The following is a 12,197-nucleotide window of genomic DNA, read 5'->3' as shown; positions in this document are numbered from 1 at the left end:
CGGTTGTCCGACCGTTCGCCGGTGCACCGGGCCCATCGTGGGACCGCTGAGACGGGTGGGTCGCACCCGTGAGCGTCAGGAGATGTCGCGCCGCCGGGTGAGCAGCAGGCCGACGATGCCGCTGGCCAGCGCGTAACCGACAAGCACGAGCGCGCCCACCCACCAGGGCGGGAACATCTCGCTCTCGCCCGGCGTGATCATGATCTGGGACGCGGCAGCCGGCCAGATCACCTGCCACTTGAGCACGGCCATGCTGTCCAGCCAGCTCGACAGCAGCAGGAAGAGCACGCCGATGACCTGGGTGCCGATCAGGTAGAGCACCGAGGCGGTGATCACCGCGCCCAGCTGGTTGGTGATCAGGGTGCCGATGCCGACGCCGAGCACGGTCCAGATGGCGTACGCCATCAGGTTGAGCAGCAGCGCCCGTTGGACCTCCCACTCGCCGAGCAGGGTGCCGTGGTCGTTGAGGGCCAGGAAGGCGGCCCCGGCACCGAGGTCGATCACCGTGGTGACCAGCCAGAACGCGAAACCGAGCAGGCTCGCCGCGATCAGCTTGCTGACGATCACCGCGGAGCGCCGCGGGGTGGCCAGGAAGGTCGTGGTCGCGGTCTGGTGGAAGAACTCGTTGGTGACCATCAGGATGCCGATCAGCATCACGAACAACAGGCCCAGGTACTGGCCGGAGGTGTAGAGGTTGGCCGCCTGGGCCGGAGCGGACGCGGCGTCGCCGGTGACCCCCAGCTCCTCGCCGCCGCCGTCGACCGTCGTGTTGAACAGCCAGGCGTTGAGCGGGAAGGCCATCGCGATCGACAGGAGCGCCCCGATGGCCAGCCACCACCAGGTGCTGGTCGTGCGGATCTTGAGCAGTTCGGAGCGGACCAGGTTGCTCATCGAATGCCCGCCTTTCCAGCCGTCAGCTCCAGGAACACGCGTTCCAGGTCGGGTCGTTCGGTGGTCAGCTCGTGCAGCTCGACACCGGCGGTCAACGCCACCCGGCCCACCGTCGGGGCGTCCACCCCGCCGATCAGCAGCACGCCGTGCTCGTCGGTCTGCACCGTGGCCGGCCCGTCGGCCAGCGCCGTGGTCAGCGCCTCCGCCTGCGGGGTACGCACCCGGACCCGGATGCTCTGCGCCATCGAACCGATCACCTGCTCGACCGGACCCTGCCGGACCAGCTGACCCGCCGCGATGATCACCACGTCGTCGGCGAGCAACTGCATCTCCGACAGCAGGTGGCTGGAGACCAGCACCGTACGACCCTCGGCGGCCAACGCCTTGAGGAACCCGCGCATCCACCGGATGCCCTCCGGGTCCAGACCGTTGGCCGGCTCGTCGAGGATCAGCACCCGCGGGTCACCGAGCATCGCCGCGGCGATGCCGAGACGCTGCTTCATGCCGAGTGAGTAGCCCTTGAACTTGCGCTTCGCCGCCGGGGTCAGGCCGACCAGCGCGAGCGCCTCGTCGGCCCGCTGCCGGGGCAGCCCGGCCGCGGCGCAGATCACCCGCAGGTGGTTGATCCCGGTACGGCCCTTGTGCGCGCTGGACGCCTCCAGCACCGCACCGACGTGCCGCAGCGGCTCGGTCAACTCCGGGTACCGGCGTCCGCCGATGGTCGCGGTACCGGCGGACGGGGTGACCAGGTTCAGCAGCATGCGCAGCGTAGTGGTCTTACCCGCGCCGTTCGGCCCGAGGAAGCCGGTGACCCGGCCCGGCGCGACCGTGAACGACAGGTTGTTGACCGCCAGCACGTTGCGGTACTGCTTGGTCAGGCCGGAAACCACGATCTGCGCGTCATTGGTGGGGCGTGACTGCCCGTCGGACATCATTCTCCTCCCGTGGCGCCGAGATGCGCCGTTGCACAGCGTGACGGTAGCGGTCAACCAAATCAATCGGGCGCACTCCGGAGATCGCCATCCGCCCCAGGCAGGAGTCGCCTCATCCCCAGGGACGACGGGATCGACAGTCTTTACTGGCGGCCGATCCAGGTGGCGCGGGCGTGACCGAGCAGGGCGCCGTCCGGCCCGTACAGGCTGGTGCGCACCAACGCCTTACGCCCCATGGCTTCCACCACCGCGCCGGTCACCACACACTCGTCGCCGGGCCGGGGCAGCGCCTCGACGTGGGCCGCGATCCGGCCCAGCACGTACGGTCGACCGGCCTCGATCACCGCCCAGCCGCCGGGGCAGTCCAGGGCGGCCCAGACCGTGGCGACGCTCACCTGCGCGGGTGCCTGGAACGGTGCCGCGGTCCGGCCGTCGGGCAGCCGCCCGGGGAAGATCCGAAGCCCGTCGAGGCGCTGCGGCCCGCAGACGTAGCAGCCGGGAAACGGGTGGTCGGTCAGGCCGGGGTACGCCGCCGAGGCGGCCCGCGCGGTCGCCGGATCGACCGGCGGCACGACGTCGTCGAGCTCCTCCGCCGGACGGAGTTGGGCGATCACCTCCCCATCCGGGTCGTGCACCTGGTCATCGGTCAACGTCAGCGGGGTGTCCAGCGGCGGCGGTCGGCGCAACGTCACCTCGACCGGGCGCTGCCCGCCGTACGCGGTGGCGAAGACGCCCGCACTCCAGCCGCCGTTGCCCGTGCCGGGCGGTCCGTTGAACCGCGCCTCGATGATCATCGGATTCCTCCCGCCGTACCGGCCGGTCGTCGGCCACCCGGGCAGCCTCGCACGACCCGCGCCGGGGCGGCGGAGGTGGGCCAGCGCCCGATCGCCGACCGGCGTTCACCGGATCGACACCGCCATCCACCAGGGCCGGCAACCCGCCGGGCGCTACACAGTGGGCATGGCCGCGCTACCCGCCGCGCAGGTGACTCTGACCACCAGCGGCTACGCCCTTTCCCTCGCCGACGACCACGACCAGGTCGAGGCCGCGCAACGCCTGCGTCACCAGGTGTTCGCCGCTGAACTGGGTGCCACCGGAATCACGGACCCGACCGGTCTGGACCGGGACGCCTTCGACCCCTACTGCGACCACCTGCTCGTACGGCAGGAGAACACCGGGGAGGTGGTCGGGACGTACCGGCTGCTGCCGCCGGGCCGGACCGTTCGCCGCTACGCCGAGGGTGAGTTCGACCTGACCGCACTCGACCCGTTGCGCGCCCATCTGGTGGAGGCGGGGCGCTCCTGCGTACACCCGGACCACCGCAACGGAGCGGTGATCAACCTGATGTGGGCCGGCATCACCCGCTACCTGCACCTGCGCAACCTGCGGTGGCTCGGCGGCTGCGCCTCGACGCCGGTGGCCGACGGTGGCCTCGCCGCCGCCGAGGTGTGGGCCCAGGCCCGGGCCCGGCACCTGGCACCGCCGCCGCTGCGGGTGCGCCCGCTGCGACCCTGGTTCGCCGAACCGGGCGTACCGCAGGAGCCGGTGGCCGCAACGGCCCGGCTGGTCCCCCCACTGCTGCGCGGGTACCTGCGGCTCGGCGCCTGGATCTGCGGCGAGCCGGCGTACGACCCGGACTTCGGGGCCGCCGACTTCTACGTACTGCTGTCCATGGACCGGATGAACCCCCGCTACCTGCGGCACTTCCTCGGCGAACAGCCGTGAGCACGGCGGCGCACCCGCTGTGGCGGCCGGTCTCCGGCTGTGGTCCGGACTGCCTGCCGCTACCCGGACACGCACCGACCGTGCCGCCGGCCCGGCAACTGGGGCGGGCCGTGGCCCTGCTCGGGATGCTCGGGCTCGGCATCGGGCTGGCGGCGGTGCTGCCGGTGCTGCCCGCCCGGGAGCGGCACGCCGCGACCCGTGGCTGGGCGCGGGCGACGGCGCGGGCCTGCGGCGTACGGCTGACTGTTCGGGGCAGGCTGCCCCGGCGTCGGGCGCTGGTGGTGGCCAACCACGTCTCGTGGTGGGACGTCCTGGCGATCCTCGCGGTCGCGCCGGCCCGACTGGTGGCCAAGCGGGAGGTGGGCCGCTGGCCGCTGATCGGCCTGCTGGTCCGCGCCGCGGGCACCCTCTTCGTGGACCGGTCCCGCCCCCGCAACCTGCCGGCGGCCGTGGCCCGGGTCGCGGCCGCGCTGCGCGCCGGACGGACCGTCGCGGTGTTCCCGGAGGGCACCACCTGGTGCGGCCGGCAGACCGGGTGCCGGCCGGTCACCGGCTTCCGGCCGGCGATGTTCCAGGCCGCGATCGACGCCGCGGCCCCCGTGGTGCCGGTACGCATCGGCTACTGCGACGCCATGACGGGCACCTCGACGAGTGTCGGGGCCTTCATCGGCGACGAGACCCTGCTGCGCTCGGTACGCCGGCTGCTGGCCGCCCGGCACCTGCAGGTCACCGTCGAGATCGGCGCAGCGCTGCACCCGGGCCGCGACACCGACCGCCGAGCCCTGGCCCGGGTCGCCGAATCCGCTGTCCACCTGGTGCCGGCCGCGGCGGGAGCGCCGCCCCGCACGGTCGACCCGGTGCCGGCGGCACACCGTCCGACACCGGCCCGGTTGCCGGCCGATCCGTCCGGTCGAGGGTTGTCCCTGGCAGCCTGAGCAGTGCACAGGCTTTTTTCAGGTACCGCCCAGCGCAGGCGCAGCGATGACGCGGATGATGGGCGGCATGGCGGCTACCCAGACCGAGGCGCGACTGCTCGTCGTCGAGGACGACCCCAACATCCTCGAACTGCTCTCCGCGAGCCTGCGCTTCGCGGGTTTCGACGTGGCCACCGCCACCAGCGGCAGCGCGGCGCTCAACGCGGCCCGTGACCACCGGCCCGACCTGGTGGTGCTCGACGTGATGCTGCCCGATCTCGACGGCTTCGAAGTGATCCGGATGATGCGCGAGGGCGGCACCCGTACGCCGGTGGTCTTCCTCACCGCCCGCGACGCCACCGACGACAAGATCCGTGGCCTGACCCTGGGCGGCGACGACTACGTCACCAAGCCGTTCAGCCTGGAGGAGCTGACCGCCCGGATCCGCGCGGTGCTGCGCCGCACCAGCACCGGTGAGCAGGCACCGGCCCGGCTCACCTTCGCCGACCTCGAACTGGACGAGGAGACCCACGAGGTCTACCGGGCCGGCCAGCGGGTCCAGCTCTCGCCGACCGAGTTCAAGCTGCTGCGCTACCTGATGCTCAACGCCAACCGGGTGCTGTCCAAGGCACAGATCCTCGACCACGTGTGGAACTACGACTTCCGGGGTGACGACAACATCGTCGAGTCGTACATCTCGTACCTGCGGCGCAAGGTCGACAACGTCGAGCCCCGGCTGATCCACACCCTGCGTGGGGTCGGTTACGTGCTCCGCAAGCCGGCGGCGTGAACGCGCTCCAGCAGGGCAAGAGCCGGCTGCGCGCGGTACCGCTGCGGGTCAAGCTGGTCGCGGCCGTCCTCGCCCTGGTCGCCGCCGCGCTGCTGGTGATCAGCTCGCTGACCACGTTCTTCCTGCGCAGCTACCTGGTCGGCGAGGTGGATTCGGAGCTGGCCACCGCCACCCGCAACATCGAGCAGGTGGCGGCCCTGGAGCAGCCCGAGGCGCAGATCCCCACCGACTACCTGCTGGCCACCACCGACCCGCGTACCGGCGCCGCCGACTGGGTCTTCTTCGACAAACGGCGCTTCACCACCGCCGACCTGCCCCGCTTCCCCCACGACGCGGCCGGATTCGATCACCTGGCCGGCGAGCCGCGCACCGCCCGGGCCCAGGGCAGCGAGGTGCGCTGGCGGGTTCTCTACACCCAACTGCCCAACGGACAGCGGGTCGCGGTCGCCCAGCACCTCATCGACGTCGATCGGGCGGTCACCCGGCTGGTCTGGATAGACGTACTTGTCGGTGGGGCGGTGTTGATCCTGTTGGCCTCCATCGGCGCGGCGATCGTCCGGACCAGCCTGAAACCCCTTGTGGAGATCGAACGCACCGCCGCCGCCATCGCCGGTGGTGACCTCAGCCGCCGGGTCCCCGACCCGGAGCACGGGCAACCCTGCCCCACCTCGGAACTGGGTCGGCTCTCCCGGGCGTTGAACGCGATGCTCAGCCAGATCGAGATGGCCTTCACCGCCCGTGCCGCCTCGGAGAGCGCCGCCCGCTCGGCCGAGGCCGCGGCCCGGGACGCCGCCGAGGCGGCCCGCGCCTCCGAGGCCCGGGCCCGCCGATCCGAGGAACGGATGCGGCAGTTCGTCGCGGACGCCTCACACGAGTTGCGTACGCCGCTGACCACCATCCGCGGCTTCGCCGAGCTGTACCGGCAGGGTGCCGGCCGCGCCCCCGAGCAGACCGCTGACCTGTTGCGTCGCATCGAGGACGAGGCCGCCCGGATGGGCCTGCTGGTCGAGGACCTGCTGCTGCTGGCCCGGCTGGACCGTGAGCGTCCGCTCTCCCTCGCCCCGGTCGAGCTGCCGGTGCTGGCCGCCGATTCGGTGGCCGCGGCCCGGGCGATGGCGCCGGATCGGCGGATCGAGCTGGACATCGCGCCCGGTTCGGGGCCGTTGGTGGTCCGCGGCGACGACGCGCGGCTGCGGCAGGTGATCGGCAACCTGATGACCAACGCGCTGCGGCACACGCCGCCGGAGGCGTCCGTGACGCTGCGACTGCGCTCCGAACCGGGCAACTTGGCGGTGATCGAAGTGGCCGACACCGGCCCGGGACTCACCCCGGATCAGGCGGAGCGGGTCTTCGAGCGCTTCTACCGGGCGGACGCCTCGCGGACCCGACGGGTGGGCGGAATCACCGGCACCGGGCTCGGCCTGGCCATCGTCGCCGCGCTGGTGACCGTGCACCAGGGCACCGTGGAGGTGACCGACACACCGGGCGGAGGTGCTACCTTCCGGGTCCGACTGCCGCTCGCCCCGGACATCGACGGCGAGCCCGAGTGACTTTCAGCGAACGCTCAGGCCAGGCTAAGGCGGAACGCAGAGCGATGGGAGAAGGTGGGGACATGACCGAGTACGAGTCCGACCCGCGCCGGCCGGCCCCCACCGACGCCGAGCCGTCGCATCCCGAGCTGCCCCGCGCCGAATACGCGCGGTCCGACTCCCCGACCGAGCCGGTGGTCGGCAGCAGCGCCGATCCCACCGCCGAGTCCCCGACCATCCCGGTCCATGCCGTCGAGACGTCTCCCGCCGGCAACCAGGACGCCGAGCCGACCATGGTGGGCCTGCCCGTCGCCGGCATGCCCCCACCGCCGCAGACCGGCCCGTCCAGCCCGGCTCCGGGTCAGCCCGCACAGGCCCCCGATCAGCCTGCACCGCAGGCTCCCGGTCAGCCCGCGCCGCAGGGACAGCCGGTCGCCGGCCAGCATCCCTGGGGTCCGGCCGGCTCGCAGCCGTACCAGCCCGGGTCGCGTTATCCCGCTGCGCCCTGGTACCCGGGCCAGTCCGGCTGGGCCGGGTCGCAGCAGCCCTCGCCGGGTGGGCACCCCGGCTACCCCGGCCAGCCGTCGGCCGGTTACCCCGGACAGCCGGGCGCGCAGACGGCCGGTTACCCCGGCCAGCTGCCGCCGTGGGCGGCACCGCAGCAGTCCGTCGCCGGGCCCCGGCCGGGCCGGATCGCCAAGTTCGTCGGTGCCGGCGTCGCGGTGTTCGCGCTGATGCTCGGCAGCGGTATCGCCGGCGGCACGCTCGCCCTGGCACTGAGCGATGGCGGCACGGTCACCCGCACCTTCTCCGCCGCTCCCGTGATCGACGGTGCTGATCTGCCGCGCATCGCCGCGGCGGTGCAGGACAGCGTGGTGTCGATCACCACCGGCAGCGGCGAGGGCTCCGGCGTGGTGCTCACCGCCGACGGGTACGTGCTGACCAACAACCACGTGATCGCCGAGGGCGGTGACACCGTACGGGTGATCTTCGCCAACGGCACCAACGCCCAGGCGGACGTCATCGGCACCGACCCGCGTACCGACCTCGCGGTGTTGAAGGCCAACGGGGTGAGCGACCTCAAGGCCGCCACCTTCGGCGACAGCGACGCGATGCAGGTCGGCGACCAGGTGCTCGCCCTGGGCAGCCCGCTCGGCCTCCAGGGCTCGGTGACCGCCGGCATCCTCAGCGCCCGGGACCGCACCATCCAGGCCGGCAGCGGTGACCGGCTGCCCGGTCAGGCGGTCAGCTCGATCTCCGGGCTGCTCCAGACCGACGCGCCGATCAACCCCGGCAACTCGGGCGGCGCCCTGGTCAACACCCGCGGCGAGGTGATCGGCATCAACACCGCGATCGCCACCGCCGGGCAGGGCAACACCGGCAACATCGGCGTCGGCTTCGCCATCCCGAGCAACAAGGCGAAGGACATTGCAGACAAGCTTCAGCGGCGTGAGAAGATCAGTCACCCGTCGCTCGGGGTGAGCGTGACCGGCACCAGCGACGGCGGGGCGCTGATCAACGCCGTCACGCCGGGCAGCGCGGCCGAGCGGGCCGGGCTGGAACGCGGTGACGTGATCACCCGGTTCGGCGACAAGGTGATCAATGACTCGAACGACCTCGTCGGTGCCGTACAGGCCGGCAAGGTCGGTGACCAGGTCGAGGTGACCTTCCAACGGAATGGTGCCGAGGCGACGGCAACCGTGACGCTCGCCGAAGCGTCATAGTCACAGACCTGCCTCCCTACCGGGCGGCGGGTGGCGCGGCCAAGGGGGTTGGTCGCGGCACCCGCCGCCCTTCCTTTCGCCCCCACCCCGACTGCTGTCTTCACCCGAGTGCTGTCTTCACCCGAATCGGGTGAGCCCGGCTCACCCCGGGTGCGGGCAGCGTTCGTGGAGAAGACCGCAGAGCCATGGGGGTGACATGACCGCCACCGCGTCCGCCGTACGGACCGACGACCAGATCCAGCGGGACGTCCTCGATGAACTCAGCTGGGACCCGCGCGTCCTCTCGACCGACATCGGCGTCACCGTGCACGACGGCGTGGTGACCCTTACCGGCCAGGTGGACGGGGCGGCGCGCAGGTGGGCAGCGGTACGCGGCGCGCAGCGCGTCCGTGGCGTACGGGCGGTCGCCGACGACATCGAGGTGATCCCGGTCGGACCGGTCCCCGTCACCGACGGCGCGCTGGCCATCGCGGCCGGCCGGGCGCTGGAGTGGAACAGCTTCGTGCCGGCACAGCGGCTGGACCTCACCGTCGCCAACGGTTGGATCATGCTGCGCGGCGAGGTGGAGTTCGGCTGGCAGCGGCGTACCGCCGAACGGGAGCTACGCCGCATCCGGGGCGTACGCGGGGTGACCAACCTGGTCGAGGTTCGGCCCTCCGCCCGCCCGGACGCCGACCGGACCCGCCGCGACCTGCAGCGGGCGTTGCTGCGCGGCATCGGCACCGAGCGGGTGACGGTCGAGGTGCACGGCGACACGGTGACCCTCAGCGGGGTGGTGCGTACCTGGTGGGAACGGGATCAGGCGGACCGGGTTGCCTGGTCGGCCGAGGGCGTCTGCGCGGTACGCAACGAGCTGCTGGTGGGCGGCTGAGCACCGGTCGTGTCCGGTTTGCCGTTACCCGGAAACGGGAAACCGCTTCGACCCCCCGGCCCGCGGAGTACGGCGGACCGGGCCGACGCCACAGACCGACGGGGAGGACTCGTGTCCCACAACCACGGTGCGGGCGAGCGCCAGTTGCGGATAGCGATGGTGGTGCCACCCTGGCTGTCGGTGCCGCCACCCGGCTACGGCGGGTTGGAACAGGTGGTGGCCAGCCTGGTGGACGCGCTTGTCGACCGGGGACACGAGGTGACGTTGATGGGTGCCGGTGGCGAACACGGCACCACTGGCGATTTCCTGGCCACCCTGGACGAGTTGCAGTACGACCGGCTCGGTGAGTCGCTGCCCGAACTGGCCCATCTGGCCCGGGTGAACCATCTGCTCAGCGCGGCCGACTTCGACCTGGTCCACGACCACAGCACGATCGGTCCCCTGGTCGCGGGGCGGCGCGACGTACCCACGCTGGCGACCGTGCACGGCAACCCGGTGGGGGAGTACGGCACCGTGCTCAGTGACACCGACCGGGGCGTCGGTCTGGTGGCCATCTCGCACGCCCAACGTCGGCTGAACCCGCGCCTGCCATGGGTCGGCACGGTGCACAACGCGATGGACATCGGCGACTTCCCGCGCAAGCAGCGACCCAGTCACGGGGCGGTGCTGTGGCTTGCCCGGTTCAGCCCGGACAAGGGGCCGGAACTGGCCATCGAGGCGTGCCGGGCGGCGGGACTGCCGCTGGTGCTGGCCGGCAAGTGCAACGAGCCCGCCGAGCGGCGTTACTACCACGAGGTCATCGTGCCGATGCTCGGACCGGATGTCACCGTCGTGCTCGACGCGGACCGGGAAGCCGTACTGCGGCTGCTGGTGGAGGCCCGTTGCCTGATCATGCCGATCCAGTGGGAGGAGCCGTTCGGCATCGTGATGCTGGAGGCGATGGCCACCGGTACGCCGGTGGTGGCGTTGAACCGGGGGGCGGTGCCGGAACTGGTCCAGCCGGGCGTGACCGGGCTGATCTGCGAGCGACCCGAGGAGTTGCCGGCGGCACTGGCCGAAGCACCGCACCTCGACCCGGCGGACTGCGTGGCCCACGTCGCGCGGACCTTCTCCATCGAGCGGATGGCGGCCGGCTACGAGGAGGTGTACCGCCGGTTCCTGGTGGCGGCGACGCCGCGGTCGGCGATGCGGGAACCAGCGCGGATCACCCCGGGCTGAACCGCCCGGTCAGACCCGCGCCGCACTCAGCGCGGTGATCGCCGCGTCCAACTGCCGGGCGTACGCCGGGCTCAGCCCTTCCTCCCGGAGCCGGGTGGCCACCTTCTCGCGCAGCCGGGCCACCCCGGGGCCGAGTTCACCCTCACCGAGGCTGACCGCACGGGTCAGATTGCGTACCTCGTTGCGCAGGTCGAGGCCGACGTCCTCGCGGATGCCGCCGTCGGCGAGCCCGGAGCCGATCAGGTCTTCGAGCCGGCTCGCCGCCTCGACCAGCGTGTCCCCGGTGGTTTGCGTGGGCGGTGCCACCGTCGGTGGCGGTGGTGCGGCAGGGCTCGACGCCGGTGGCGGCGACGGCTGCGGCTGGGCGCTCTCGGTGGGCGTGGTGGTCGGCTCGGGGGACTCGGTCGGCTCGGTGGTCGGCAGCGCGGCGGGTGGCTCGCTGTTCTTCGGCCACAACGCCGGCACCACCAGCGCCGCCCCGAAGAGCAGCACCAGGACCGCGAGGACCGGACGCAGCCACGACCGACCGTTGCTCGGCTCGTCGCCGGCGCGGGGGGCCTGGGCGTCCGTGGTGGAGCTGCCCGCCTCCGGTACGCCGACGACCGGCGCCCCGGTGGCCACTGCCACGGCCGACGCGTCGACGGCCGCCGGACCGGACCCGGCACCGCCGTGGGCGGATCCGGCGGGCGGCGGTGGCATGACCGCGGGCAGGGTGACCGTCGGGGCGAGCATCGTGATCGCCTGCGGATCGGCGGGCAGCATCTGCTCGCGCAGCACGGTGGCGACCTGGCGGGCCGTGGGCCGGTCGGCCGGGTCGCGGGACAGGCAGCGCAGGCAGATCTGGGCCACCACCGGCGGTAGCCCGGGCACCTCGGTGAGCGTAGGTGGCGGGCGGTCGGCCAGCGCCGCGCTCAGCTCCTCCCAGGTCTCCGCCGGGTACGGCACCCGGCCGGTCAACGTCTCGTGCAGCAGCACACCGAGCGAGTAGACGTCGGTGGCCGGCTGCGCGGGTGCTCCGTCGAGCCGCTCCGGGGCGACGTAGGCGGGGGTGCCGAAGGTGGCGCCGTCCTCGTCCTCGTCGGGGGCGCCGATGCGGGTCGCGATGCCGAAGTCGAGCACCTTCGCCCCGACCTGGGTCATCATCACGTTGGCCGTGGTGACGTCCCGGTGCACGATGCCGAGCCGGTGTGCGGCGGCGAGTGCGTCGGCGACCTGCGCGGCGATCTCCACCGCCTCCGGCCAGGGCAGCGGACCCTCGGTGAGCCGGAACTCCAGTTCCTCACCGGAGAGCAGTTCCATCACCACGAACGAGGTGATGGTGCCGTCCGGCGACACGGTCTCGCCGTAGTCGTGGACCGATGTCACGTGTGGATGGACGAGCTGCGCGGCGGCTCGTGCCTCCTCCCGGACCATGTCGCGGAACCGGGCGTCGGCGGCCAGCGACGGGGCGAGCACCTTCAGCGCCACCACCCGGTCGAGAACCTCGTCGTGGGCCCGCCAGATGACCGACATGCCACCGGCACCGATCTGGTCGATCAGCCGGTATCGGGTGGCCAGCAACCGACCGGGCTGCAGTGCTGGCTTCACGTTTTGCACCTGCCTC

11 protein-coding genes are annotated in these 12,197 nt (G+C 72.4%); 7 read left to right on the top strand and 4 right to left on the bottom strand.

Translation table 11 applies throughout. From position 1 onward, the window contains the following. Window positions 1–75: 75 nt before the first annotated feature. From EG812_RS06940 to EG812_RS06930, 3 genes are all read right to left on the bottom strand, one after another. Window positions 76–891 carry an ABC transporter permease gene (locus EG812_RS06940; protein WP_013735710.1) on the bottom strand — a complete coding sequence of 272 codons (816 nt, stop codon included), beginning with the start codon at window positions 889–891 and terminating at the stop codon, window positions 76–78. Then, entirely contained in the window at window positions 888–1,823 is a 936-nt protein-coding gene (locus EG812_RS06935) for an ABC transporter ATP-binding protein (protein ID WP_013735709.1), read from the bottom strand. The genes EG812_RS06940 and EG812_RS06935 overlap by 4 nt, the downstream gene beginning before the upstream one ends. A 143-nt stretch (window positions 1,824–1,966) precedes the next feature. Beyond that, window positions 1,967–2,617, bottom strand: coding sequence for a hotdog fold domain-containing protein (locus EG812_RS06930; RefSeq protein ID WP_013735708.1), 651 nt, complete (start codon window positions 2,615–2,617; stop codon window positions 1,967–1,969). A 166-nt stretch (window positions 2,618–2,783) separates the two neighbouring features. Here EG812_RS06930 and EG812_RS06925 point away from each other — a divergent pair, with 166 nt between their 5' ends. The 7 genes from EG812_RS06925 to EG812_RS06895 all read left to right on the top strand — a co-directional run bounded on the left by EG812_RS06925 (window position 2,784) and on the right by EG812_RS06895 (window position 10,594). Next, window positions 2,784–3,548 carry a GNAT family N-acetyltransferase gene (locus EG812_RS06925; protein ID WP_126711158.1) on the top strand — a complete coding sequence of 255 codons (765 nt, stop codon included), beginning with the start codon at window positions 2,784–2,786 and terminating at the stop codon, window positions 3,546–3,548. Further along, window positions 3,545–4,483, top strand: a complete 939-nt coding sequence (locus EG812_RS06920; protein ID WP_126711157.1) for a lysophospholipid acyltransferase family protein — start codon at window positions 3,545–3,547, stop codon at window positions 4,481–4,483. Before EG812_RS06925 ends, EG812_RS06920 begins: the two co-directional genes overlap by 4 nt. Window positions 4,484–4,550: 67 nt before the next feature. Further along, window positions 4,551–5,252, top strand: a complete 702-nt coding sequence (locus tag EG812_RS06915; RefSeq protein WP_043725686.1) for a response regulator transcription factor — start codon at window positions 4,551–4,553, stop codon at window positions 5,250–5,252. Continuing rightward, on the top strand, window positions 5,249–6,802 hold the full coding sequence (locus EG812_RS06910) for a HAMP domain-containing sensor histidine kinase (RefSeq protein WP_126711156.1): 1,554 nt from the start codon (window positions 5,249–5,251) through the stop codon (window positions 6,800–6,802). The genes EG812_RS06915 and EG812_RS06910 overlap by 4 nt, the downstream gene beginning before the upstream one ends. 62 nt (window positions 6,803–6,864) lie before the next feature. After that, window positions 6,865–8,505: a trypsin-like peptidase domain-containing protein gene (locus EG812_RS06905; protein ID WP_013735703.1), complete on the top strand. Its 1,641-nt coding sequence runs from the start codon at window positions 6,865–6,867 to the stop codon at window positions 8,503–8,505. Window positions 8,506–8,701: 196 nt separating this feature from the next. Continuing rightward, the gene (locus EG812_RS06900) at window positions 8,702–9,376 is read left to right on the top strand and encodes a BON domain-containing protein (protein WP_126711155.1); all 675 of its coding nucleotides are present in this window, start codon (window positions 8,702–8,704) and stop codon (window positions 9,374–9,376) included. Between the two features lie 156 nt (window positions 9,377–9,532). Further along, on the top strand, window positions 9,533–10,594 hold the full coding sequence (locus EG812_RS06895; protein ID WP_013735701.1) for a glycosyltransferase family 4 protein: 1,062 nt from the start codon (window positions 9,533–9,535) through the stop codon (window positions 10,592–10,594). A 9-nt stretch (window positions 10,595–10,603) separates the two neighbouring features. On the opposite strand, the gene EG812_RS06890 is transcribed toward EG812_RS06895, so the two are convergent. Continuing rightward, on the bottom strand, window positions 10,604–12,181 hold the full coding sequence (locus EG812_RS06890) for a serine/threonine-protein kinase (protein ID WP_126711154.1): 1,578 nt from the start codon (window positions 12,179–12,181) through the stop codon (window positions 10,604–10,606). Window positions 12,182–12,197: the final 16 nt, after the last annotated feature.

It is taken from the genome of Verrucosispora sp. FIM060022 (assembly GCF_003977705.1).
GTDB classification, from domain to species: Bacteria; Actinomycetota; Actinomycetes; order Mycobacteriales; family Micromonosporaceae; genus Micromonospora; species Micromonospora gifhornensis.
Note: the sequence above shows the minus strand (reverse complement) of the source record. Positions and strands in the feature narration are given on the sequence as shown.